Annotated in this window: 23 protein-coding genes and 1 riboswitch; of the genes, 9 read left to right on the forward strand and 14 right to left on the reverse strand. The window is 64.2% G+C overall.

The genetic code is table 11. The features are described from left to right. Nucleotide 1 precedes the first annotated feature (1 nt). The 7 genes from AB6809_RS17820 to arsH all read right to left on the reverse strand — a co-directional run bounded on the left by AB6809_RS17820 (nucleotide 2) and on the right by arsH (nucleotide 9,018). The gene (locus tag AB6809_RS17820) at nucleotides 2-3,124 is read right to left on the reverse strand and encodes an MdtB/MuxB family multidrug efflux RND transporter permease subunit (protein WP_029969190.1); all 3,123 of its coding nucleotides are present in this window, start codon (nucleotides 3,122-3,124) and stop codon (nucleotides 2-4) included. 18 nt (nucleotides 3,125-3,142) lie between these two features. Beyond that, the gene (locus AB6809_RS17825; protein WP_035570098.1) at nucleotides 3,143-4,570 is read right to left on the reverse strand and encodes an MdtA/MuxA family multidrug efflux RND transporter periplasmic adaptor subunit; all 1,428 of its coding nucleotides are present in this window, start codon (nucleotides 4,568-4,570) and stop codon (nucleotides 3,143-3,145) included. A gap of 429 nt (nucleotides 4,571-4,999) precedes the next feature. Beyond that, nucleotides 5,000-5,836 carry an IclR family transcriptional regulator gene (locus AB6809_RS17830; protein ID WP_006052958.1) on the reverse strand — a complete coding sequence of 279 codons (837 nt, stop codon included), beginning with the start codon at nucleotides 5,834-5,836 and terminating at the stop codon, nucleotides 5,000-5,002. A 464-nt stretch (nucleotides 5,837-6,300) separates the two neighbouring features. Then, entirely contained in the window at nucleotides 6,301-7,374 is a 1,074-nt protein-coding gene (arsB, locus tag AB6809_RS17835; protein WP_029969194.1) for an ACR3 family arsenite efflux transporter, read from the reverse strand. Between the two features lie 2 nt (nucleotides 7,375-7,376). After that, nucleotides 7,377-7,892 carry an arsenate reductase ArsC gene (locus AB6809_RS17840; RefSeq protein ID WP_029969196.1) on the reverse strand — a complete coding sequence of 172 codons (516 nt, stop codon included), beginning with the start codon at nucleotides 7,890-7,892 and terminating at the stop codon, nucleotides 7,377-7,379. A gap of 64 nt (nucleotides 7,893-7,956) precedes the next feature. Then, complete coding sequence (locus AB6809_RS17845) at nucleotides 7,957-8,307, reverse strand: ArsR/SmtB family transcription factor (protein ID WP_371026903.1); 351 nt, start codon at nucleotides 8,305-8,307, stop codon at nucleotides 7,957-7,959. Between the two features lie 9 nt (nucleotides 8,308-8,316). Further along, nucleotides 8,317-9,018 carry an arsenical resistance protein ArsH gene (gene arsH, locus AB6809_RS17850; protein WP_310035342.1) on the reverse strand — a complete coding sequence of 234 codons (702 nt, stop codon included), beginning with the start codon at nucleotides 9,016-9,018 and terminating at the stop codon, nucleotides 8,317-8,319. Nucleotides 9,019-9,322: 304 nt separating this feature from the next. Between arsH and AB6809_RS17855 the strand changes: the two genes are divergently transcribed. Together AB6809_RS17855 and arsN2 are read left to right on the forward strand one after the other, a co-directional pair. Continuing rightward, nucleotides 9,323-10,585, forward strand: a complete 1,263-nt coding sequence (locus AB6809_RS17855) for an MFS transporter (RefSeq protein WP_029969199.1) — start codon at nucleotides 9,323-9,325, stop codon at nucleotides 10,583-10,585. Between the two features lie 39 nt (nucleotides 10,586-10,624). Further along, entirely contained in the window at nucleotides 10,625-11,059 is a 435-nt protein-coding gene (gene arsN2 / locus AB6809_RS17860) for an arsenic resistance N-acetyltransferase ArsN2 (protein WP_029969200.1), read from the forward strand. 66 nt (nucleotides 11,060-11,125) lie between these two features. Here arsN2 and AB6809_RS17865 read toward each other — a convergent pair whose 3' ends face one another. Continuing rightward, complete coding sequence (locus AB6809_RS17865; RefSeq protein ID WP_029969203.1) at nucleotides 11,126-11,578, reverse strand: DUF3597 domain-containing protein; 453 nt, start codon at nucleotides 11,576-11,578, stop codon at nucleotides 11,126-11,128. Between the two features lie 235 nt (nucleotides 11,579-11,813). On the opposite strand from AB6809_RS17865, the gene AB6809_RS17870 reads away from it, so the two are divergent. Then, nucleotides 11,814-12,092 (forward strand): YqjD family protein, encoded by a 279-nt coding sequence (locus AB6809_RS17870; RefSeq protein WP_029969205.1) that lies wholly within the window; start codon nucleotides 11,814-11,816, stop codon nucleotides 12,090-12,092. A gap of 123 nt (nucleotides 12,093-12,215) precedes the next feature. Here AB6809_RS17870 and AB6809_RS17875 read toward each other — a convergent pair whose 3' ends face one another. The 3 genes from AB6809_RS17875 to AB6809_RS17885 all read right to left on the reverse strand — a co-directional run bounded on the left by AB6809_RS17875 (nucleotide 12,216) and on the right by AB6809_RS17885 (nucleotide 14,619). After that, nucleotides 12,216-12,689, reverse strand: a complete 474-nt coding sequence (locus AB6809_RS17875) for a PRC-barrel domain-containing protein (protein ID WP_006052949.1) — start codon at nucleotides 12,687-12,689, stop codon at nucleotides 12,216-12,218. 76 nt (nucleotides 12,690-12,765) lie between these two features. Next, nucleotides 12,766-13,146: a fluoride efflux transporter CrcB gene (gene crcB / locus AB6809_RS17880; RefSeq protein WP_029969207.1), complete on the reverse strand. Its 381-nt coding sequence runs from the start codon at nucleotides 13,144-13,146 to the stop codon at nucleotides 12,766-12,768. Nucleotides 13,147-13,221: 75 nt separating this feature from the next. Next, nucleotides 13,222-13,327: riboswitch (Fluoride riboswitch) on the reverse strand. A gap of 89 nt (nucleotides 13,328-13,416) precedes the next feature. Continuing rightward, nucleotides 13,417-14,619 carry an ammonium transporter gene (locus AB6809_RS17885; protein ID WP_371026904.1) on the reverse strand — a complete coding sequence of 401 codons (1,203 nt, stop codon included), beginning with the start codon at nucleotides 14,617-14,619 and terminating at the stop codon, nucleotides 13,417-13,419. A 418-nt stretch (nucleotides 14,620-15,037) separates the two neighbouring features. Here AB6809_RS17885 and AB6809_RS17890 point away from each other — a divergent pair, with 418 nt between their 5' ends. Beyond that, nucleotides 15,038-16,738: an ATP-binding protein gene (locus tag AB6809_RS17890; RefSeq protein ID WP_029969211.1), complete on the forward strand. Its 1,701-nt coding sequence runs from the start codon at nucleotides 15,038-15,040 to the stop codon at nucleotides 16,736-16,738. A gap of 173 nt (nucleotides 16,739-16,911) precedes the next feature. On the opposite strand, the gene AB6809_RS17895 is transcribed toward AB6809_RS17890, so the two are convergent. Then, nucleotides 16,912-17,238, reverse strand: coding sequence for a hypothetical protein (locus tag AB6809_RS17895; RefSeq protein WP_006052945.1), 327 nt, complete (start codon nucleotides 17,236-17,238; stop codon nucleotides 16,912-16,914). Between the two features lie 117 nt (nucleotides 17,239-17,355). Further along, nucleotides 17,356-17,937 carry a DJ-1/PfpI family protein gene (locus AB6809_RS17900; protein WP_029969212.1) on the reverse strand — a complete coding sequence of 194 codons (582 nt, stop codon included), beginning with the start codon at nucleotides 17,935-17,937 and terminating at the stop codon, nucleotides 17,356-17,358. Nucleotides 17,938-18,147: 210 nt separating this feature from the next. On the opposite strand from AB6809_RS17900, the gene AB6809_RS17905 reads away from it, so the two are divergent. From AB6809_RS17905 to AB6809_RS17920, 4 genes are all read left to right on the forward strand, one after another. Next, nucleotides 18,148-18,624 (forward strand): hypothetical protein, encoded by a 477-nt coding sequence (locus AB6809_RS17905; RefSeq protein ID WP_006052943.1) that lies wholly within the window; start codon nucleotides 18,148-18,150, stop codon nucleotides 18,622-18,624. A 123-nt stretch (nucleotides 18,625-18,747) separates the two neighbouring features. Continuing rightward, nucleotides 18,748-19,203, forward strand: a complete 456-nt coding sequence (locus AB6809_RS17910; protein WP_006052942.1) for an Rrf2 family transcriptional regulator — start codon at nucleotides 18,748-18,750, stop codon at nucleotides 19,201-19,203. 163 nt (nucleotides 19,204-19,366) lie between these two features. Continuing rightward, nucleotides 19,367-20,014, forward strand: a complete 648-nt coding sequence (locus tag AB6809_RS17915; RefSeq protein WP_006052941.1) for an NAD(P)-dependent oxidoreductase — start codon at nucleotides 19,367-19,369, stop codon at nucleotides 20,012-20,014. Nucleotides 20,015-20,202: 188 nt separating this feature from the next. Next, nucleotides 20,203-22,914, forward strand: a complete 2,712-nt coding sequence (locus AB6809_RS17920; RefSeq protein ID WP_029969214.1) for a mechanosensitive ion channel family protein — start codon at nucleotides 20,203-20,205, stop codon at nucleotides 22,912-22,914. 73 nt (nucleotides 22,915-22,987) lie between these two features. Here the strand turns inward: AB6809_RS17920 and AB6809_RS17925 are convergent, their stop codons facing one another. Then, a complete protein-coding gene (locus AB6809_RS17925) occupies nucleotides 22,988-23,620 on the reverse strand; it encodes a cysteine dioxygenase (RefSeq protein ID WP_371026905.1) in 633 nt (210 codons plus the stop codon). A 132-nt stretch (nucleotides 23,621-23,752) separates the two neighbouring features. On the opposite strand from AB6809_RS17925, the gene AB6809_RS17930 reads away from it, so the two are divergent. Continuing rightward, on the forward strand, nucleotides 23,753-24,220 hold the full coding sequence (locus AB6809_RS17930; protein ID WP_006052938.1) for an Lrp/AsnC family transcriptional regulator: 468 nt from the start codon (nucleotides 23,753-23,755) through the stop codon (nucleotides 24,218-24,220). The last annotated feature ends 46 nt before the right edge of the window (nucleotides 24,221-24,266 follow it).

The following is a 24,266-nucleotide window of genomic DNA, read 5'->3' on the forward strand; positions in this document are numbered from 1 at the left end:
ATCAGTTCCCTGCGTCGGTCGCGCCGGCCGTCGGGCCGCCGCGATTGAACCGTTCGCGCGCGCGGCGTGCGAGCGAGTCGAACGCGAGATAGATCACCGGCGTGGTGAACAAGGTCAGCAACTGGCTCACGATCAGACCGCCGGCAATCGCGATGCCGAGCGGCCGGCGCAACTCCGAACCTGCGCCGGTGCCGAGCATCAGCGGCAGCGCGCCGAGCAGCGCCGCGAGCGTGGTCATCAGAATCGGCCGGAAGCGCAGCAGACACGCCTGGTAAATCGCCTCGCGCGGCGCCTTGCCTTCCTCACGTTCGGCATACAGCGCGAAGTCGATCATCATGATCGCGTTCTTCTTCACGATACCGATCAGCAGCACGATGCCGATAATGCCGATGATGTCCAGATCGTGACCCGTGATCAGCAGCGCGAGCAGTGCGCCCACGCCCGCCGAGGGCAGCGTCGACAGAATCGTGATCGGGTGAATGAAGCTCTCGTACAGGACGCCGAGCACGATATACATCGTGACGATGGCGGCCAGAATCAGGAACAGTTCGTTCGACAGCGAGGCCTGGAACGCGAGCGCCGCGCCCTGATAACGCGTCTGGAACGACGCCGGCAAGCCGATGTCTTTCTGCGCCTGGTCGATCGCCTTCACGGCCGCGCCGAGCGACGAACCCGGCGCGAGATTGAACGAGACCGTGGTCGCGGGGAACTGGCTCAGGTGCGTGACGAGCAGCGGCGCCGGCCTTTCGATGAACTTCGCGATGGCCGACAGCGGCACCTGGCCGCCGGACGACGTGGAAGAGGGCAGATAGATCGAATTCAGCGACTCGGTGTAATGCTGCATCGACGGCTGCGCTTCCAGAATCACGCGGTACTGGTTCGACTGCGTGAAGATAGTCGAGACGATGCGCTGGCCGAACGCGTCATAAAGCGCGCTGTCCACGGTGGCGGGCGTGATGCCGTAACGCGACGCGGTCGCGCGGTCGATCTCGACATACACCGACTGGCCGTTGTCCTGCAGGTCGGTGGCGACATCGGCGAGTTCGGGCGCCTGTTTGAGCCGCTCGACGAGCTTCGGCACCCACGTTGTGAACTCGCTCATGTTCGGGTCCGTGAGCATGAACTGATACTGCGTGGGGCTGACGGTCGAATCGATTGTCAGATCCTGCACCGGCTGCATGTACAGCGACGCGCCCGCGATATGCGCGACGTCCTGCTGCAATTGCCGGATCACTTCGCTCGCGGTGCTGCTGCGGTCGTCGCGCGGTTTCAGGTTGATCAGCATGCGGCCGCTGTTCAACGTGATATTGCTGCCGTCCACGCCGATGAACGAAGTCAGGCTTTGCACATCCGGGTTCTTCAGGATCTGGGCGGCAAGTTCCTGCTGACGCTCGGCCATCGACGCATACGACACCGACTGCGGCGCCTGCGTGATCGCCTGGATCACGCCCGTGTCCTGCACCGGGAAAAAGCCCTTCGGAATGAACACGTAGAGCAGCGCCGTCAGGACGAGCGTGAGCACCGCGACGACGAGCGTGGAGCGCTCGCGATCGAGCACCCAGGTGAGCGCGACCGCGTAGCGCGCGATCACCCAGTCGATTGCGCGGTGCGCGCGCGCCTCGAAGCGGTGGCTCTCGTGCGGCGGCGTGTGGCGCAGCAGCTTCGCGCACATCATCGGCACGAGCGTGAGCGACACGATCGCCGAAATCACGATGGTCACGGCGAGCGTGATCGCGAACTCGTGGAAGAGGCGGCCGACCACGTCGCCCATAAACAGCAGCGGGATCAACACGGCGATCAGCGAGACGGTCAGCGAAATGATCGTGAAGCCGATCTGCTTCGAGCCCTTCAGCGCGGCTTCGAGCGGCGGCTCGCCTTCTTCCACGTAGCGCGCGATGTTCTCGATCATCACGATCGCGTCGTCGACCACGAAGCCGGTCGCGATGGTCAGCGCCATCAGCGATAAATTGTCCAGCGAGAAGCCGCACAGATACATCACGGCGAGCGTGCCGATCAGCGAAAGCGGCACCGAGAGACTCGGAATGATGGTCGCGTAGACGTTGGCGAGAAAGAGGTACATGACGAGCACGACGAGCACGACCGACATGGCCAGTTCGAACTGCACGTCGCGCACGGAGGCGCGAATCGTCGTGGTGCGGTCGGTGACGGTGCGCACTTCGAGCGCGGCGGGCAGCGACTGCTGCAATTGCGGCAGCAACTTCTTGATGTTGTCCACCACCTGAATCACGTTCGCGCCAGGCTGGCGCTGCACGTTCAGAATGATCGCGGGCGTGCCGTCGACCCACGCGCCGAGCTTGGTGTTTTCCGGACCCTGCACGATGGTCGCGACGTCGGTCAGCATCACCGGGCGGCCGCTCTTGTACGCGACCACCGCGCTCTTGTAGGCGTCGGCGTCGGTCAACTGGTCGTTCGCGTTGATCGTGTAGTTACGCGTCGGACCGTCGAAGTTGCCCTTCGGCGTGTTGACGTTCAGGTTCGAGATGGTGGTGCGCAGGTCATCGAGATTCAGGCCGTACGCGGCAAGCGCGCGCGGGTTCGCCTGAATCCGCACGGCCGGCCGCTGACCGCCGGAAAGGCTCACGAGACCGACGCCCGCGACCTGCGAGATTTTCTGCGCGAGACGCGTGTCGGCGAGATCCTGAACCTGCGTGAGCGGCAAGGTTTTCGACGTGATCGCGAGCGTGAGGATCGGCGCGTCGGCGGGATTCACCTTCGCGTAGATCGGCGGCGCGGGCAGGTCGGACGGCAGCAGGTTGCCCGCTGCGTTGATCGCGGCCTGCACTTCCTGCTCGGCGATGTCGAGCGGCAGATCGAGATTGAATTGCAGCGTGATGATCGACGAGCCGGCCGAGCTTTGCGACGACATCTGATTGAGCGACGGCATCTGCCCGAACTGACGCTCGAGCGGCGCAGTCACGGACGAGGTCATCACGTCCGGGCTCGCGCCCGGATAGAACGTCTGCACCTGGATGGTCGGATAGTCGACCTGGGGCAGCGCCGAGAGCGGCAAAAAGCGCAGCGCGACGAGGCCGACCAGCATGATTGCCGCCATCAGCAGCGCGGTGCCGACGGGACGCAGAATAAAAGCGCGGGATGGATTCATGCGGTAAGTGCCGTGCCTTTATTGCGACGCTTGCGACGCGTGCCTGCCGTGATGCGCGCGCGCGCCGGAGGCGCCCGAAGCGCCCGAAGCAGCCCACGCGCCCGATGCGCCCGACGCGCCACGCGCGCCCGAAGCGCCGCGCGGCTTGTCGGCCGGAATGGTGATCTTCGCGCCTTCCTTCAGGCGGTCCGAACCGTCGATCACGACGCGCTCGCCGACCTGCAAGCCCGACTTGATGCTGGTGCGCTCGCCGTCGACGGGGCCGATTTTCACCGGCCGCACAGTGACTGTGTTGTCGGCTTTCACGACATACACGAACTGGCCCATCGAGCCGTTGAGCACCGCCGAGGTCGGCACGATCACCGCGTCCTTTATCGTATTGACGAGCAGGCGTGTGTTGACGAACTGATTCGGGAACAGCAGGTTGCTGGTGTTCTGGAAGAGCGCGCGCAGCTTCACCGTGCCGGTGGTGGTGTCGATCTGGTTGTCGAGCGTCTCCAGCGCGCCGCCTTCGAGCGACTTCGTGTTGCTGCGGTCGTACGCGGTGACAGACAGCTTCGCGCCGGTTTGCGTCTGCTCGAGAATCTGCTGGAGGTTGTCTTCCGACGTGGTGAAGATCACGCTGATCGGCTGCAACTGCGTAATCACGACGATGCCGTTCGTCAGGCTCGGCGTCACGTAGTTGCCCGGATCGACCTGGCGCAAGCCGACGCGCCCCGACACCGGCGCGGTAATGCGCGCATACACGAGGTCGAGCTTGAAGGTGTCGACGTTGGCCTTGTCCGACTTCACGGTGCCTTCGTACTGACGCACGAGCGACGCCTGCGTATCGACCTGCTGGCTCGCAATCGAATCTTGCGCGAGCAGCGTCTGATAGCGCTTCAGGTCCAGACGCGCGGTTTGCAGCAGCGCTTCGTCGCGTGCGAGCGTGCCTTGCGCGTTGTCGAGCGAGATCTGATAAGGGCGCGGGTCGATCTGCGCGAGCAGGTCGCCCTTCTTGACCATCTGGCCTTCCTTGAAATAGACGTCCTGCAGGATGCCGCTCAACTGCGGCAGAACGGTCACGCTCGCGAGCGGCGTGACGGTGCCGAGCGCGGTCAGCACGACCGGCATTTCGCCTTGCGTCGCCGTCGCGACATGAACCGGCTGCGGCATGTTGGCCATGCCGCCGGGACCGCCGCGGCCGGCACGGCCGCTATGCGTGCCGCTCGCGCCCGGCGCCGACGCGCCGTCCGGCGAGCCCCACGGATGCCAGCGCCACAGCACGAAGCCGAGGATCAGCAGCGCGAGGACGATCAGCGCGATATTGCGGCCGCGATGGCTCTTGACGACGCCAGGCGGTGTGTCCCGCCTGTCCGTCGGACGGGCTGGAGCGCCGCCGGGGGACTTCGGGGAAGCCGGAGCGGCGGGGCGTGAAGTTTCCGAATGCTGTTGTTGTTCGTCCATCGGTTCGGTCAGTGACTGGCTTGGAAGTGAGGCGTACGCGCGATTGTGCCGCATCGCGGCCTGGCGCTTGTTGGGCGATTGCCGGGCGCGTGCCTGGCGCTCACACTTGCGGATCGCATGACAGGCGGTCTCGACAGCGGACCGGCCGCGAGACTCACCGCGATGCTACCGGAGATGCAAGCGAAGAGGCTTGCGCCGCGCGCCCGAAGTAACGGCCGCGCAAGCCGGGCTCCGGCAGGCTGTATCAGGCGCCTCGCGCCGCACTGCGCGGGCGCCCCGCGACAGGAATGCATGATCCTACGTCCCGCGCTCTGTAACAGTCCACCCGTGTATTTTTCTTTTGATTACGCGGGTTACAGGATGGAGACAGTGTCGGCAGCGTGGATCGCAGCGGTCCGGTTGAAGCGGGCGGCTGGCGGCGCGGCGCTTTCAGTTGTCGAGGCGGCGCCCTGGCGTGCCGCCGATTTCCAGCACGATGCGCGCGACGCAATCGAGCAGCTCGGGCCCCGCGCGGCTGATGAGCCAATCGCGCGGGCACTGGTCGGCCGAGCCGCCGCAGTTGACGGCGTAGCGCTCGCCCGACGGCCCGGTGAACCCGAGCGCGATGGCGTTCAGGCCGTCGTACCACTCGCCGGTCGCGACAGCAAAACCGCGCTCGATGGTTTCCTGCAGCGCCGTTTCGAGCGGGCCGCCGACGTGGCCCCAGTCGTCGCCTTCGGCGGCCTGCAGGCCGGTCAGCAGTTTCGCGCGATCCGGCTCGTCGAGCGCGGCGAGATACGCGCGGCCGATCGCGGTGCGGCTCAGGCTCATGCGCGCGCCGACTTCGAGGCGCGACACGAGCACGGCCGAGCGCGGCCGGATCACGTCGATCACCACCATGTCGAGGCGGTCGCGCACCGCGAGATGCACGGAGAGCCGCGTGCGCTCGGCGAGTTCGATCAGGAAGGGCCGGGCGCGCGCGCGAATGTCGAAGTTGCGCAAGAAGCCGTTGCTCAGTTCAAGCACCGACGACGTCAGCACGAAGCGTTCGCTGTCGGGCAGCCGGAACAGGAAGCCGGTGCCGACGAGCGTCGCCGTGATTCGCGACACCGTGGGTTTGGGAATGCCCGTGATTTCGGTCAGCTCGCGATTGCTGAGCGGCGCGTCCGCCGCGGCAACGGAGCGCAGCACCGTCAGGCCGCGCGCCAGCGCGGTGACCTCGTCGCCGGAGCCGTCTTTGTCCTTGACGGTCTCGGCGGCGGAGCGGGATCGCGTTCGTGGATTCATGTAAATTGTGGAACGATATTTCAGATTACCAGCGCCGGGACGGACAGCGGAGCGCGCGGGTTTGGCACGCCGCGATGCGCCGCCGTTAGCGCCTTGTCACAGATTTCTTCGTATTATTCATTGTATCGGAATTATTTTCCGCGGCGCGCGGCGGCTGCTTAGATTTTGCTTGACTTAGTCAGCATAACCATAAAAAATGGAACCTCATTTCGAAAGAAAGTAGCAGGGTTGGCGGTTTCTTGCCGCGAGCGTTGGCTTTCCACCGTGCGAATGCGGTGAGTTGGCTCCCGGTCTGCCGCGGCAATCAAATGCTTTGCACCGCGTAGTTCGCGTGACCGCCCGGTCGCCTGGTTCTCTTCGAAATACCGTCTCTCAGGTTCTAGCACGGCCCTCGGAATGGCTAGAACTTTTCAAGGCGCTACGGAAACGTGGCGCCTTTTTTTTGCGCGCGCGGCCGAGCTCGCTCAGGACTCTCGTTGATACCAGCGCCGCGACGAGTTGACGACTTTCACGACTGCGAGCATCACCGGCACTTCGATGAGCACGCCAACGACCGTGGCTAGCGCCGCCCCGGACTTCAGGCCGAACAGACTGATTGCTGTCGCCACGGCCAGCTCGAAGAAATTCGACGCGCCGATGAGACACGACGGCGCGGCGACTTCATGCGACACGCCCAGTTGCCGATTCGCCAGGTAGGCAAGCGAAGCGTTCACCACAACCTGAATCAGGATCGGCACTGCAAGCAGAAGGATGACAACCGGCTGCGCGATGATCTGCTCACCCTGGAAAGCAAACAGCAACACGAGCGTCAGCAAAAGCGCCGCGATGGAGAACGGTCCGATCTTCGTCAGCGCGCGTTGGAACGCCGCCTCGCCCTGGCGCAAAAGCGCCCTGCGGACAAGCTGCGCGATGATGACCGGCACGACGATGTAGAGCACCACCGAAGTCAGCAACGTATCCCACGGTACGGCAATGTTCGAGATGCCCAGCAACAGGCCAACCACGGGCGCGAACGCGAACACCATGATCAGGTCGTTCAGCGCGACCTGCGACAACGTGAAGTACGGGTCGCCCTTCGTTAATTGACTCCAGACGAAGACCATCGCGGTGCAAGGTGCCGCGGCAAGCAAAATCAGGCCGGCGACGTAGCTGTCCAACTGGTCGGCGGGCAAGAGCGACGCAAACGCGTGCCGCACGAAGACCCACGCGAGGAAGGCCATCGTGAACGGCTTCACCGCCCAGTTGATGACCAGCGTCACGCCGATGCCCCTGAGTTGAGTCCGCACCTTGCCGAGCGACGCGAAGTCGATGCGTAACAGCATCGGAATAATCATTACCCAGATCAGAATGCCGACGGGGATGTTGACGTGAGCCAACTCGAGCGTCGACACGGTGTGGACTGCGCCGGGCAACAACTTGCCAAGCACGATGCCAACCACGATACAAAGCGCGACCCACAGCGACAAATAGCGCTCGAAAAATCCGATGCCGCCTGGCGCGCGCCGCGTAGCTTTCGCGACGGTTTGACTGCCCGCCATCGTTACTCTCCCTTCTCACGCAGCGACGTGCCGATACTTTGCATCTGCTGCTGGATGGCGAGACCGTCGAGCTTTTCGAGCGGGAGATCCGTGAAAAGCTCTATGCGCTTTTTCATCTGCACGAAGGCTTGCAAGAATGCCTCGCGCTTGTCGTCGTCCGAACCTTCTGCCTTCGATGGGTCCGCCACGCCCCAATGTGCTTTCGCAGGATGGCCCGGCCAGATCGGGCAGACTTCACCGGCTGCATCGTCGCAGACTGTGAAGACGAAGTCCATTTGCGGCGCGCCGTCTTTAGCGAATTCGTCCCAGCTCTTGCTGCGCAGCCGGTCCGTTTCGATACCTTGCGATTTGAGCAAGGCGATTGCGTAGGGGTTCGGCGCCGTTCCCGGATGACTGCCCGCGCTGTACCCGACAAAGCGGTCACCGGCGAGCTGATTAAGCGCAGCCTCGGCAAGGATGGAACGCGCCGAGTTGTGGGTGCAAAGGAACAAGACGTTGTACTTTCGGTTTTCTGTCACACATTTCTCCTGACGACGTCTCGCCGCGATTGAGTTTTAAATCGACATCTGCAGAAGCGCTTCACTAAGGCTTCCTCCACGCCTGGGTCTCATTGACCGCGCAGTCGCATTGCTCTGCCTGATCCGCGGCGCAACAGTTCTCCATCAGGAAGTCCATGAGCGTCAGCATGTGGTCATAACTGGCGCTGTAAATGATGAACCGCCCCTGACTTTTTCCCTCGATAAGCCCCGCGTGCGCAAGCTCCTTCAGATGGAACGACAGCGTCGGCGCGGGCAGTCCCATTTGTTCGGCGATGGTGCCCGGACTCATGCCCGAGGGTCCCGCCGTAACCAGAAGGCGGAAAACGGCGAGGCGCGTCTCATGCGCGAGCGCTGCCAGCGCCTTGACTGCGAGCTTCGAATCGAACGTTGCCATGACGTACCTTTATTGGTTGCTCGTCTGTGCTTCTTTCCGCGAATGGTCGGCGATTGCCTGCGATGTTGGGTCGGTCACCAGGTCGGTCGCCGGGTCGAGCAGACGGTCTTCCTTCACGCGTTCGCTGTACCGGTCGACGAGATAATCGGCGCGGCCGCGAAGCAGCAGCGTGAACTTCACGAGTTCTTCCATGACGTCGACGAGGCGGTCGTAATACGAGGACGGTTTCATTCGCCCGTTCTCTTCAAACTCTTCAAACGCCTTGGCTACCGACGACTGATTGGGAATGGTGAACATGCGCATCCATCGTCCGAGCTGCCGCAGTTGATTGACGGAGTTGAACGACTGCGAACCGCCACTGACCTGCATGACGGCAAGCGTGCGTCCCTGCGTTGGGCGGATGCCGCCGCTGACGAGCGGCAGATGATCGATCTGCGTCTTTATCAAACCGGTGATCGTGCCGTGGCGCTCAGGACTGCACCAGACGTGTCCTTCTGACCATAGCGACAACTCGAGCAACTCTTTTACTTTCGGATGGTTTTTCACGTCGACGTCGTCTGCATGCGGCAGACCGCGCGGATCGAAAATCCGCGTTTCGGCACCGAACGTCTGCAGCAGACGGGCGGCTTCCTCGACTAGCAGCCGCGAATACGAGCGTTCACGCAGCGAGCCATACAGCAGCAAAATTCTCACGGGCGGTTGCCCATTCATGCCGAGGCGCGCTGCGATATCGGTGTCGAAAAAATCTGTCCTGGCGGCCGGAAATCTGCGGTCGTCGTTCGTTGCATCAACGGTCATCTGATTACCTTGCTATTTGGTCTTTCCAATTGCACACGGATGTTTGGCGAGTCAATGCCGGCATTGCGGCGGATGACTGGCAGTACATCACTGTTGGTGCTTTGCATTCTATGACGTTTCCGCTATTCTGGAAATATCAAAGTTACGACCACGGCGTGAAAAGAAAGGCTGCACTCCCGACCTTTAATCCACGAAGCCAAATGAAAGGCCAAAAAAATTGAGCACGACGTCGAATCCGGACGAGAGCGCACGAGACGACACAGAAACAACGGACAGTCGCGACAGACTGGTGACGTGGGCACTAGCCGTCGCTCAACTCGTATCGTGGGGCTCCGTCTACTATTCCTTTTCGCTGCTGGTCGTGCCAATGGAGCAGGCCATGGGCTGGAGCCGGACGGCGATGAACGCGGCGCTTTCCGTGGGCTTACTCGTTTCGGGCTTCGCGGCCTATCCGATCGGGCGCTGGATCGACCACGGATTTGGGCGCCGGGTCATGGCCATCGGCTCCATCATCGCCGCGGCGATGCTGCTGCTGTGGGCCGATGCGCAATCGTTGACGGTGCTCTTCGTCGTGTGGATTGGCCTGGGCGTTTCGATGGCCGCCACGTTTTATGACCCGGTGTTCGCGGTCGTGACGCACCGTTATCCGCGAAGCTTCCGCACCAAGATCACGCTCATTACATTGGTCGCCGGATTCGCGAGCACGGTCTTTATTCCGTTGACGCAGTTCCTCGTTGGCGCCGTCGGCTGGCGCACGTCGCTTGTTGTCCTGGCCGCATTGAATGTGTTTATATGCCTTCCTGTTCACGTGGCGGCAATCCGTTCATCGAGGCTTGACGTCGAAGCACGGCCGACCAGCGCCGAAGTTAAACAGACGAACGATGCTGCTACGCAACGCGCGCTTCGTTCGCCCGTTTTCTGGGCGCTCGCCGTCTGCTTCACCGCTTACTACGCGACGTTCGCCGCGCTCACATTTCATCTCGTGCCGCTCATGGTCGAGCGCGGCATATCGAACGCAGTGCTCGTGACAACCATGGCGCTCATCGGACCGGCGCAGGTCGCCGCTCGAGCAATCTGGTTCATGTTCGGTCGAGGGGTGCATATCAGCACGGTGGGTATCGTCATCGTGACGTTGTTCCCGGTCTCGACGCTTATCCTGATCGGCGCGGGTCATTCGGCCGCGCTGCTATGGCTCTTCGCGCTGTGCTACGGCGCTGCGAATGGGATGATGACGATCCTTCGCGGGACCATTGTTCAGGACCTGATGTGGACAGAAGGCTACGGCGCGGTAAGCGGCATGCTTTCGTTTCCGTCCAATGTTGCGAAGGGCGTGGCGCCGATTGCCGCGGCCAGCATATGGAGCTTGACGCACGGTTACGTGGCTGTCGAGTGGACAGTGTTTCTCGTCTCGATACTGTCGGCCATTGCTTTCTTTGCGGCTATCCGGTTTAGCCGACACGCGACAATTAGAACCGCCTGACTTCGCTTCAGGGATCATCACCCGGGGACAACATCGACTATGAAGATACGCGCTGCACAAAGCGAAGACCTTGAGGTCATCAAGGCATTGCTCGCAGAAAACGAACTGCCGGTCGCCGATGTGAATGCAGCCATGCTCGCGGACTTCCTCGTCGCGGAAGACGAGGGTGGGAGGATTGTCGGCAGCGTTGGGCTCGAGCGGTTGGGAGTCGATGCGTTGCTACGCTCGCTGGCAGTCGCGCGGACCGCTCGTCATCAGCGATTGGGCACGATGCTGGTCGCTCATGCAGAGTCGATGGCGCGAGCGTCGGACGTATCCGACTTGTGGCTGCTTACGACGACCGCGGCCGGGTTCTTCAGGCGCATGGGCTACGTGGATGTCGACAGAAGCAAAGTGGCCGCGGAAGTGAAGTCCACCACGCAGTTCGCGCAACTGTGTCCGGCGACTGCGGCTTGCATGAGGAAGACGTTGTAGCAGTTGATCGCGCGCGAAAAGCCGCGGGTGACCGCGGCGTTGCGCACCAACTATCGCGCCGGCCCATCAGCTCTTCAGATCGTCCGGCACCTTGCCGCCGTTCTCCGCGAGCTTCTGCATGACCTGCTTGTGCAGCCACATGTTCATCGCGGCCGAGTCTTCCGTGCTGCCGGTGTAGTGCAATTCCGACGCGAGCTCCTTACGCGCGGCAAGGCTGCTGTCGAGACCGAGCAGTTTCAGCAGATCGACAATCGACGTGCGCCAGTTCAACTTTTCGCCGCTGCTTTCCTGCATTTTCGCGAGCACCGCTTCGACGTCGACGGTCGGCATCGGCGTGACAGGCGGTTGCGAATTGCCAGCGGCCGTGGTGGAGGGCGTGGCCGGCGTGCCGGCCGGAGCGCTCGCGCTGCCGGGCGCCGCAGTGGGCGAGGCCGCCGCGCCGGCCGCTGCTCCCGAGCCGGTGTTGGCCGGATGATCGTGCGGGAAAATCTTGTTGAGAATGTTTGAAAAAATGCTCATGTGTCGCTCCTCGTTCGTGCCGGCCAATGCGGCCGGCCTTCACGGAGCGCAATGGCTGTGCCTGTGTGGCGGGCTTCGGCATAGATGCCGTCGTCTGCTGGGGCGCGGTCACTGATCAGACGTTTGCGTGCGCAGTAAAAAAGCATCGCCATCCTAACTAATAACGATAAGCCGCACGCGAGGCACAACGTTTGCTGAACCTTGTCCACTCAACGCAAAGAGAGGGAGGTTGAAAATGGCCGAGTCTTATCAATCCACCAGTTCCGGTTCCGCCGATGCGTCGCGCGACGACAGCCTCGCGGGACGACCCAACGGCAGCGACGAATTGCGTGCCCGCAGCACGATGAAACTCTCGGAATTGAAGGACAAACTTGCGGACGCGCAGGACGTGGTCAAGACGAAATATCGCGTCGTGTCCGAATCGACCGATGATTTCGTTCACGACAGTCCGTGGAAAGCGGTGACGATGGCGCTGATCGGCGGGCTCATCATCGGCATGCTGGCTGCGCGCTAACTCACGCGCGTTGCGCCATGTGAAGAGGGATCGTGCGTTGCTTGCGCGCGATCCATGCCACCGCGTTGCGACGCGGTGGCATGGTCAGTCAGACGCGCGATCCTTCGCGAGCGTCATCCTGCATTAGTGTTCGCTTGGCCGGATGGCCGGGTCGTCCTCGACGACGCCGCGTGTCGCGGACCAATACGGTTCCCGGTTGTAATAGCTGTAGGTCGATTCGCCCCAGGCACGGTCGGCCATCGACGGCCAGTGGTCCTTGTCGAAACCCGGATCGTCCTTCAGGCGCTGCGCGGTGATGTCGACGAAGAAGCACTTCTGGTCGGTGTCGAGCGTCAGCGCACTCCACGGAATGGCGTGCAGGTTGGCGCCCATCCCGAGAAAACCGCCTTCCGACAGCACCGCGTAGGCGATGCGTCCGTTGCGCACGTCGAGCATGATGTCGGAGATCTTGCCGACATGTTCACCATCCGACGACATCACCTTCGTTCCGTCCAGCGTGGCAGCCGCCATGACTTCCGGCCCCGGACCTTCGCCGATGCCGCCGCCGACAATCTTCGCTCCGCCTCGAGTGGCGCCTTGCGGGTTGATTGAGCCCATCTTTCACCTCCTTAACGAAAAGGGTGCGTCCGAAGGTGCGCAAGCGATGTGCCCGCCCCGCGGCAAAACCGCTCTCTCAACGCGATAAAAGCGCGACCGTGGCGATGCCGAGAATCGTCATGCAAAGCGATGCGCCGACGTGAATCGCGACTTCGCCCGCGGCCCAGCCGAGGCGGCCGTCCTGCAGATGCTGCACGACTTCGGCGGAGAAGGTCGAGAAGGTGGAGAGTCCGCCCATCATCCCGGTGATCACGAAGAGCCGCCATTCCGGCGCGATCTGCGGCGCGCGCGCAAAGCCTGCGACGGCCACGCCGATCACGTAGCCGGCGATCACATTGGCGGCGAAGGTGCCGAGCGGCAGCGACGGAAATAGCGCGTTCAGACGCAGGCCGAGAAGCCAGCGAAACAGCGAACCGAGCGCACCGCCGATAGCGACGGCCAGGATGGACCAGTACATAAGTGGACTTTGCTGAAACCGGAGTCGACAAGCCGGGCTGAGCGGGGAGACGCGATGCCGCCTCCGCATGGGTCCGGGGAAGCAGGCATCATCAGCACGAGGCGGTTAATGGATTGACGTGAGCGTGTGCATTGAAGCGCACGCCGGACACCCATTGGAGAATGCCATCTCCAGCGCGCAAGTCTAACATTCGGCGGCTCTATGGGGACAGGTCGGACCAGGCCGCGGCTCGCCCACTGGCATCGGCTTGTGCCCACGCGAGCCGCTGCATCAGCCGAGGCTTTCCCGCTCCGGCGTCGCGGAAATCTTGTGGATCGACAGGTCGGCGCCGTTGTATTCGTCCTCCTGGTCGAGCCGCAGGCCCACCGTCAGGCGAATCGCGCCGTACACGAGCGTGCCGCCTAGCGTCGCCACGACAATCCCGCCGAGCGTGCCGAGCACCTGCGCGCCGAACGACACGCCGCCCATTCCGCCGAGCGCCCGCAAGCCGAAGATGCCCGCCGCGACGCCGCCCCACGCGCCGCACAGACCGTGCAGCGGCCACACGCCGAGCACGTCGTCGATGCGCCAGCGGTTTTGCACGCACGTGAACATGTAGACGAACAGCACGCCGGCGATGCCGCCCGTGACGAGTGCGCCGAGCGGATGCATCAGGTCCGAGCCCGCGCACACGGCGACCAGCCCGGCGAGCGGCCCGTTGTACGTGAAGCCCGGATCGTTGCGGCCCGCGAGCCAGGCGGTCAGCGTGCCGCCGACCATCGCCATCAGCGAATTGACGGCGACGAGGCCGCTGATCTTGTCGACGGTCTGCGCGCTCATCACGTTAAAGCCGAACCAGCCGACGGCCAGCACCCACGCGCCCAGCGCCAGAAACGGAATATTCGACGGCGGATGCGCGGCAATCCCGCCGTCGCGGTGATAGCGGCCGTGGCGCGCGCCGAGCAGCAGCACGGCCGGCAACGCGACCCAGCCGCCGAACGCGTGCACGACGACCGAACCGGCGAAGTCGTGGAACGGCACGCCGAACATCTGCGCGATCCACGCCTGCACGCCGAAGCGCTCGTTCCACGCGATGCCTTCGAAGAACGGATAGACGAAGCCGACCAGCACGAAGGTAGCGAAAAGCTGCGGATTGAACTTCGAGCGCTCGGCGATGCCGCCCGAGACGATCGCGGGAATCGCGGCGGCGAACGTCAGCAGGAAAAAGAAGCGCACGAGCGCGTAGCCGTTGTGCGCGGTGAGCGTCCCGGCGTTGTCGAAGAACTGCACGCCGTACGCGATCGTGTAGCCGATAAAGAAATAGGCGATCGTGGAGACCGAGAAGTCCACCAGAATCTTGACCAGTGCGTTGACCTGGTTCTTCTTGCGCACCGTGCCGAGCTCGAGAAAGGCGAATCCCGCGTGCATCGCCAGCACCATGGCGGCCCCGAGCAAAAGAAAGAGCGTATCGATGCCGGTTTTCAAGCTATCCATCGGTTGTTTCCGCTTATGCCAAAAAGTCGGGCATTGGATGCAAGAAGCGGGCCAAAAAGGTGCTTGTCCGCCGAACGCAGTGCAAACGGGCACCGGATTGGGATTGTCGCCTGCGACGGCGAGCCCCGAGTCGCGCAGTCTGCACCTTCAATGCACGCGTCCAAGCACAAAAGATGTGCGGAAACGTCCCGTTTTGGTTCCTATGATCCATTGCGGGTCCAAAGTTTTCGTCCCGCTTACGGGCGCGGCGTCGCGCGCGGACCGCGCGAGGAGATCGGATGCAGCCCGACCGGCCGCCTGCATCGACACGCTTGCCGCCAAAGTTTGGGCGCTAGCCCGACCCTTTGTTTCCGCAGCAAACGCCGACATAATGTCCCGTCCCGTACACGACTGGCGGCCCACCTTCCAATGCGCACGCATGCGACTTACCACTAAAGGCCTGCTGCTGATCGCGATTCCGGCGGTCTTCGAACTCGCGCTTCTGTCAGGACTGGTCAAGGCGCAGTCCGACGCGGCCGACGCCGAGCGCTGGGCCGTCCACGGTCAGGAAGTGCTGCGCCAGACCACGTCGATTCTCGATCCGGTACTCGGCGAGTCTGTCGCGCTGCGCGGCGCGGTGCTTGCCGGCGACAACCACTTTGTGACACCGCTCTCCGTCTGGGTCGATGTCGACCGGCGGATCGATCAGCTCGCGGAACTCGTCTCTGACAACCCGGCCGAGGTCGAACGCGTCGTCCAGGTGCGCCAGGCGGTGCAGGCCTACCGGCAATGGTCCGACCGCATGCAGGACATGCTGCGCTCGGGCCGCGGCAACGACATCGTCGAGCGCTTCGGCGATCTTGCGCAGACCGACGTGCTCGACCGCTTTCGCCAGCAGGTGGCCGCCTTCCAGGCGGAAGAGCGGCGTCTCGACAGCCAGCGCGCCAATGCCGCCGACGCCGCGCGCGAGCGGCAGCAGGCGCTGGTCGGCGCGGCGGTGTTCGGCTCGCTGCTGTTTGTGGCGCTGGCCGTGTGGCTCTTTACGCGCGGCTTGCGTGGCCGGCTTGCGGTCCTGTCGGACAACGCCGGGCGCCTTGCCGGCAACGAGCCGCTCGCGCCGATCGGGCCGGGCCACGACGAAATCGCGCAACTCGACCTGACCTTGCACGAGACCAGCCGGCGTCTGCTCGAGGCCGAGCGCATCCAGGCGCGCTTTCAGGCGGACCTTGCGCGCCGCGCGGACGAGCTTGCGCGCATCAACGAGACGCTGCGGCAGCAGACGCAGGAAAACGAGATGTTCATCTACAGCGTGTCGCACGATCTGCGCGTGCCGCTCGTCAATCTGCAGGGCTTTTCGAAGGAACTGATCCGCGCGTGCGACGAACTGCGCGCGGCCCTGAGCGATTCGTCGATCGACGCGCAGATGCGGCAGCGCATCGAGCGGGTGGTCGACGAGGACATCGGCGAAGCGCTGCATTATCTGCAGACGGCGGTGCTGCGCGCGTCGCACATCATCGACGCGTTGTTGCGGCTGTCGCGCATCGGCCGCGTCGAATACCGGCATCAGAAAGTGGAGGTGCGCGATATCGTGCCGCGCGTGATCGACGCGATGCAGGGCTCGATCCGCGCGCGGCGGGCACAGGTGCAGGTGAGCGACTTGCCGGCCGTGTGGGGCGATCCGACCGCGCTCGAGCAGGTGTTCGCGAATCTGATCGGCAATGCGGTGAATTATCTGGACCCGTCGCGCGAAGGCCGGATCGAAATCGGCACGACGCCCGCGCCGCCGGGCGTTCAGTCGCTGCGGATCTTTTACGTGCGCGACAACGGCCTCGGCATTCCGGCGATCGCGCTGCCGCGGCTGTTCAACGCGTTTCAGCGCTTGCACGGCACGGCGGCCGCGGGCGAGGGGATTGGGCTCGCGCTGGTGCGGCGCGTCGTCGAGCGGCACGGCGGGCGGGTCTGGGCGGAGTCGGCCGAAGGCGTGGGCACGACGTTTTATCTGTCGCTGCCCGAAGCGGGCGCCCGGCCGGCGGCGGGGCGAGCGCGTGAAGGCGGTGAAGGGCGCGGAGGGCGACCGCTATCCGTGGCGGCCAACGATCAGGCGATGGACAAGCCGGGGAATCTGCGGATGGGCCCGTAAGGGCTGCCGTGGGTTGCGGTCGAGCGGGTGATGCGGGAGCACCCGCGACGGCCTGCGGACGGCGCAGGCGCGAGCGAATCGAAAATCAGGAAGGGTTGCGTGAAGCGGAAACCGAGGCGATCGCTCGGAACCGATCAGGATGGTGGGCCAGCGTGACCGCAGGCTACATCAGCTCAGCAAGAAGCAAACAAACGGCGCGACTTCAGCAGTTGCCGGCCGCGAACCGACCAGTAGCACGCGCAGGCAAGCAGAACGGCCACCACGACGAGCACCTGGTAGAGCGTGGGGCGCAGGCCGAGCAGGCCGTCGAGCGCGAACACGCAGCGCGCCAGAATCAACAAAGCCGCCCAGACCGAGCAGGCTGCCAGCACCAGCATTCGCGTGCCGGCGAGGCGCCGCGCGCGGTTTTCACGAGCCCAGCCGGCCGGCGTGCGCGCGCAGCGAAAAGCAATCGCGATCAACGCGACGGCGAGAATGACGATCCAGTCGGTAAGTTCCATCGAAAAGCGCTCCACAAGTCAGCCCGTGACTATAGGAAGGCCCTCCGGCGCGAACCATAGGACGACTCTCAAATGCCGCGCGCGACCGCCGTGGTCGCCCGCGGCATTTGAGCCGGCTCAAAGCTCGATACGCGTGCCGAGCAGAACGAGGAATTGACGCAGCCATTCGGGATGCGCGGGCCACGCGGGCGCCGTCACGAAGTTGCCGTCGGTGATCGCGGCGTCGACGGGAATGTCGGCGTACTCGCCGCCGGCCAGCTTCACCTCGGGCGCGCAGGCCGGATACGCGGAGATGCGCTTGCCGCGGATCACGTCCGCGGCGGCGAGCAACTGCGCGGCATGACAGATCGCGGCGATCGGTTTGCCGGCTTCGGCGAACTGCCGCACGATGTCGATGACTTTCGGATTGAGCCGCAGATACTCGGGCGCCCGCCCGCCGGCAATCGCGAGCGCATCGTACTGACGCGGATCGGCGTCTTCGAACGATGCGTTCAGCGCGAACAGATGCCCCGGCTTTTCGGTGTAGGTCTGATCGCCCTCGAAATCATGAATCGCGGTCTTGATCCGGTCGCCGGCCTTCTTGTCCGGGCACACCGCATCGACCACATGTCCGACTGCCTGCAGCGCCTGAAACGGCACCATCGTTTCGTAATCCTCGGCGAAATCGCCGGTGAGAAACAGAATCTTCTTTGCCGCCATCGTATGCCTCCAGTGGGTCAAGGGAACACAGCCAATGCTCGATTGCGTTGGCCAGTCTACCGCACAAGCTTTGACAGAACCGCGACGGCCTCCGCCCGCCGTGCGCGTCGATTTATCGCGCATGAAGCCGTTGTCCGGCAGGCGGCGGCAACAGCGTATGATGAGCGCGTTTTCGTCAAAGAGGCCGCTTCGCGCGGTTCACATACACACATGAATTCATCCATCCGTTCGCCGTTGCTGCGCCGTGCCGCCGTGGTCCTCTTCGTATTCGGCGGTCTCGCGGCCTGCCAGAAGAACGATGCGTCGGCGGGGCAGGTTGCCGGCAAGCTCAACGACGCCGCGCAGGCCGCGTCGCAGAAGCTCGATCAGGCCGCGAGCTACGTCGGCCAGAAGGTCGACGAAACCAAATCCGCGGCGCAGCAGAACATTCAATCGGCTTCGGCGCCGACGGTCACGATCGATCCGAATGCGCTCGCGTCGAGCGCTCAGGCCAATCTGCAGAACGCCGCCAGCGCGGCGCAGGCGCAGCTCGGCAAAGCCGCGTCGCTGACCGGCGAGAGCCTGGAAAACGCGGGGCGCAAACTGCAGCAGTGGTCGGCGCAAAGCTCGGCTTCGTCGACGAGTGCGGCCGCTTCGTCGTCCGGTTCGGGCTACGGCGGCGATGCGCAAAAGCAGATGGACAAGTGAGATGCGCGTGAGCCGATTCCATCGCGCGCGTTCGTGCGTTCGGCCGGGAAGAGCGGACGCATTTGGCAGTGCCGATAAATGTAATTACTATGGTTACACATTGTCGTCGCAGGGCGGGTTGTTGTGAACACCAGTAGCCGGTTTGCATTTGCGGTGCATGTGCTCGCGCTGTTGTCTTTGCAGGAGGGCACGCCGCTTTCGTCGGAGATGATCGCGGGCAGCGTGAATACGAATCCCGCGCTGATCCGGCGGCTTTTGACCATGCTGGCCGAAGCGGGTCTCACCACCTCACAGCTCGGCGCGGGCGGCGGCGCGCTGCTCGCCCGCGCGCCCGAGCAGATTTCGCTGCTCGACGTGTACCGCGCAGTCGACGACGCGCAGCTCTTCGCGCTTCATCGCGAGGAGCCGAATCCGGCGTGCATGGTGGGGCGCAACATCCAGGTCGTGCTGCGCGGAATCATCGACGAAGCGCAGCAGGCGATGGAGGCGTCGCTCGCGCAGCGCACGCTGGCCGACGCGACGGCGGACTTGCTGCGCGCGGAGCGAGCGCGCGAACGCAAGCGGCGGCCGCATGGGTGACGCGGGTGCTTGAAGCTGAAACCGCGCTCGCCGATGATTGCTAATGCGCACGCAATGAGCGCGCAATAAGCGCGGAATGACAGACGGGGGCCGAGGCCCCTCTTTTTTGCGGCATATATGTAATCATCTTGGTTACATATAAACAAATGACAGGAGCATTGAAATGAGCAAGCAGTTGAAGATCGCATTGTTCGGCGCGACCGGCATGATCGGTTCGCGAATTGCGGCCGAAGCGGCGCGTCGCGGGCATCAGGTCACGGCGCTTGCGCGCAATCCCGCGCGCGTTCCGGCCGACGTGCCGAATCTCAAAGCGGCGCAGGCCGACCTGCTCGACGCGGCGAGCGTCGGCGCAGCGGTGCGCGGTCACGACGTGGTGGCGAGCGCGTATGCGCCGCCGCAAGGCGACGTCGGCGTGCTGGACAAGGCGACTCGCGCGCTGGTCGAAGGTGTGCGCGCCGCGGGTCTGAAGCGCCTCGTGGTGGTGGGCGGCGCGGGCTCGCTCGAAGTCGCGCCGGGCAAACAGCTCGTCGATAGCGAAGGTTTCCCGGATGCCTACAAGGCCGTCGCGCTCGCGCATCGCGATGCGCTCGGCTACTACCGCAGCGTCGCCGATCTCGACTGGACGTTCTTTTCGCCGGCCGCGATCATCGCGCCGGGTGAGCGCACAGGTACGTTCCGCACCGGCACGAACTCGCTGATCGCCGACGCCGAAGGCAACAGCCGCATTTCCGCCGAGGATTACGCGATCGCGTTCGTCGACGAACTCGAGCAGGGCCGTTTCATCCGTCAGCTCGCGACGGTCGCTTATTGAAGGCGCCGCGTGCTTGCGCGGCGTGCGTGCCGCGCGGCGTGGGTGGCATGGGGCCGCGGCTCGTCACCGTCCGCGGCGCGCTGCACGCATGAAATCATGCAAGCGTCCTAACAATCCGTTACGCATGTCCGGTTGCGGGCGCGCCAACTGAGGCTACACTGGCGTCTCCCGTTTTCTCACGGATTGCCATGCAGTCATGCCCATCGCGGCGTGAATCCGAGGCTGCGCCGTCAAACGGCGGGCTTTCTTCGATTCACGCTGCATTTGTTCGTCTTTCCGCTTGCGTCGGATGGCCGCACGTCCGCGGCGGCGCTCGTGTGCGCGCGGGCGGGTCGGCTCGCAGATATGCGGCGCGAAGCGGTTCAATCAGCGCTTCGATCAGTGCGTGGCTTCGTGCCGTCATCAGCGCATGTCCCGCCGCGATCGGAATCGCGCTTCTCCTCTGCGCTGCATCGCTGCCTCTCGGCGCGCACGCCGCCGGCACTGCAGCCAGCAGCACGCCCGTCATCCCCGCGTTGCAGAGCCTGATCAACAGCGCGACGGTCGCGCCCGCGTCGGAGGCGTCCGGCGCATCGGCGGCCGAGGCCGCGTCGGCGCCGTCGCCCGCGAGCCAGGCGGAAATCGCGCGTTCGCTAGACAGCGTCATCGCCACGCTCGACAACGACCGCCAGCGCACCGCGCTCGTCGCGCAACTCAAAAAACTGCGCGACGTCTCGCGCACCGTCGGCCCGCTCGCGCCGGCGCCCGCGCAGCCGAGTCCCGGCTTGCTCGGCGCGATTGCGTCGGGCATCGCGTCGTTCGAATCGGACATGCATCAGGGCCGTACGCCCGTGCGCTACTGGGGCGGGCGCTTCAACGCGGCCGGCAACGAGCTTTACACCATCATCTCCGGCCAGGGGCCGGAGAGCTTCGGCCGCATTCTCCTGTCGATGTTCGCGATGCTGGCCGGCTGGGGCGCATGCGCGGCCGCGCTGATCTATTTGCAGCAGCGGCTGTACCGGCGCCTCGGCATCGTGATGGGACTGAATCCCAATCCGACGACACGCGAGCTGCTCGTCTTCGCGTTGCGGCGCGTGGGGCCGTGGATCATCGCGTTCGTCGCCGCGCTGCTGTTCGTGCGCGCGATGCCCGATGCGCTCGGCCGCACGCTCGGCATGGTGGTCGCCTATGCGATCGTCGCGGGCGCGGTGTTTTCGGCGATCTGCCTGATCATGTTTTCGCTGTTCGGCTCGGGGCACCGGCGCATCGCCGTGCGTCTGCTGATCGATCATGCGCGGCGCCTGCTGTTCGCGGTCGGCGTGTTCGGCGCGCTCGGCGACGCCGCGGTCAATTACGACGTCGCGCATCAACTCGGCACCAACCTGGCCGCACTCGTTTCGACCGCCGCCAACATGACGGCCGCCGTGCTCGCCGGCTATTTCGCGCTCGCGTTTCGCCGGCCGGTCGCGCACCTGATCCGCAACCGGCCTTACGAACAGCGCAACGATCACAAGGCCGCGACCGACGCCTTCGAGGTGCTCGCCGCGCTGTGGCACGTGCCGGTCCTCGTGCTGGCGACGGCGTCCGTGGTTGCCACGCTCGGCGGCTCGGGTTCGAGCGAAAACGTGCTGCAGATTTCGGTGGTGACCGCGCTGTTGCTCGTGCTCGCGTTCTTCCTGTCGGCCATCGTCCTGCGCATGACGCGCCCGCGCAGTCCGCGCGCGCGGCGCCGCTCGCCGTATCTCACGCGCTTGCTGCGTTTTTGCGGCACGTTGCTGACGCTTTTCATCTGGCTGTTTTTCTTCGAACTGGCGGCGCGTTTGTGGGGCGTGTCGCTGGCCGCGGTCGTCGAGGAAAACGTCGCGGCGCGCGGCATCGCACATGCGGTGACCGCGATCGTCGCGACGGTGTTCATCGCGTGGCTGCTGTGGATTCTCGTCGACACCGCGATCACGGAGGCGCTCAATCCCGGCAGCTCGCGCAACAAGTCGCGCAACCCGAGCACGCGGGCGCGCACGATGTTGCCGCTCGTGCGCAACGTGCTGCTCGTGAGCATCATGACGATCGCGGGCATCGTCACGGCGGCGAATCTCGGCATCAACGTGACGCCGCTGCTCGCGGGCGCCGGCGTGATCGGTCTCGCGATCGGCTTCGGCGCGCAGTCGCTCGTGACCGACCTGATCACGGGGCTTTTCATCATCATCGAAGACACGATTTCAGTGGGCGACTGGATCGATGTGGACGGCGGCCATGCAGGCACGGTCGAGCATCTGTCGATCCGCACGGTGCGGCTGCGCGACGGTCAGGGCGCGATTCACGCGATTCCGTTCTCGCAGATCAAGATCGTCAAGAATCTGTCGCGCGACTTCGCGTATGCCGTGTTCGAAGTGCGCATGTCGTTCTCGACCGACGTCGATGAAATCACGCAGATGATCCGCGAAGTCGGCGCCGACCTGATGGCCGACTTCCGTTACCGGCGTGAGATGCTCGGGCCGATCGAAGTGTGGGGCCTCGACCGTTTCGATCCGAACTGGATGGTCGTCAAAGGGCAGATCAAGACGCGGCCGCTGCAGCAATGGAGCGTGGCGCGGGCGTTCAATGCGCGGCTCAAGCGCAAGATGGACGAAGCCGGCATCGAGATTCCGGTGCCGCAGATGCGCTTGTTCACGTCGTCGAAAGACAGCGAGGGGCAGCCGTGGCGCGACGACGGCACGCCAGACGAAGCCGGACGTGAAGAACACGGCCACGAGTCCGGCCATGCTCGCCCGCACACTGAGAAAACGCTGCCGATGCGCGGCGCGCATCCGGCGGTAGCGGTGGCGCGCGATGTGTCGCATGAACCACGGCCGGCGCCGCCGGCGACCGCGCAAACGGCGCCGATTCCGCCGCAGGTTCCCACGGCGGGCGAAGGCAAGAGCTGATTATTCGGCGAGGGCAGAGGGCGCGAAGTTTTGTGCGTGTGTTCGTGCCTTGCCCGCGCTCGCCGTGCCGCTGTCAGACAAGCACGGGCGCGGCGCGCACTACATCGTTGACATGCGTGGCGATGCGCGCGCCAGGCACGCCGTAAATATGCAGCGACACGGCCGGCGCATCGCTGCTATTTTGCAGCCGATGAATACTGCCGCGGCCGCCTCGCACGAACGACACCGCGCCTTGCCTGCGCGCCTGCGTGCGTTCAGCGCTCGCACACTGCTCGCGCTCGTTCCATTCGAAAACCGTTTCGCTCAACGCGCCGTCGATCACCGCGTATCCGCACCATGTGTGATGCGCATGCACGGGGCTCGCCTGATGCGGCTGCCAGACAAGCGCGGCGATCGCATAGCGGCCGTGCGGATCGGCGGCGAGCAGATGACGGCGGTAGTTCTCACTCGATCCCTCGCGCTGCGCGGGCGTGAGCAGTCCGGCATCAGCAGCCGCTTCTGCGAGCGCGATACGCATGCTGCGTGCGAAGAAGCTCGAATGCGAAGGGTCGGCAAATTGGGCGCATGCTTCGAACATGGCGTCGAGCGCATCGCACAGGCGGGCGAGAGGCGCGGGCTGAGCGGCGCGCGAAGGCAGATCGTGCGCGGCGCAAGCTTGTGTGAACGTATCGAGGAGGGCGGCGGAGGAAGCGAGGTTGTGAGTCACGGTCGTTGAACGGCACTGGCTGCCGTGTTTTTCTTCGGATCAGGATTTATACCGTTTTGTCCGGAGAAAGAGTTTCCATATAATTCCCCCATCAATCTGAAAAGTAGAAAAATTTGCTAAAGGGGTGAGACGATGGGAATGGACATCATCGACAGGAAGCTGCTCGAGTTGCTGCAGGAAGACGCGACAATGCCGATTGCCGAACTGGCGCAGCGCGTGAATCTGTCGCAAACGCCGTGCTGGAAGCGGCTGCAGCGTCTGAAGGAGACCGGTGTGATCCGCGGGCAAGTGGCGCTGTGCGATGCGCGCAAGCTGGGCGTCGGCACGACCGTGTTCGTGGCGGTTCGCACGAATCAGCACACGCAGGCGTGGGCGCAGACTTTCACGCAGGCGGTGCAGGACATTCCCGAAGTGGTGGAGGTGTACCGGATGAGCGGCGAGACGGATTACCTGCTGCGCGTGGTGGTTTCCGACATCGACGACTACGACCGCGTGTACAAGCTGTTGATCGCCGCCGTGCCGCTGTACGACGTCAGTTCGAGCTTCGCGATGGAGCAAATCAAATATTCGACGGCGCTGCCGGTGCGGTATAGCGCGTGACGGCGAGCGGGCGCGTAGCGATCGGCTTCGCGTATCTGACGGCGTT

The sequence above is a fragment of the Paraburkholderia sp. RCC_158 genome (genome assembly GCF_041355255.1).
Classification (GTDB): domain Bacteria; phylum Pseudomonadota; class Gammaproteobacteria; order Burkholderiales; family Burkholderiaceae; genus Paraburkholderia; species Paraburkholderia graminis.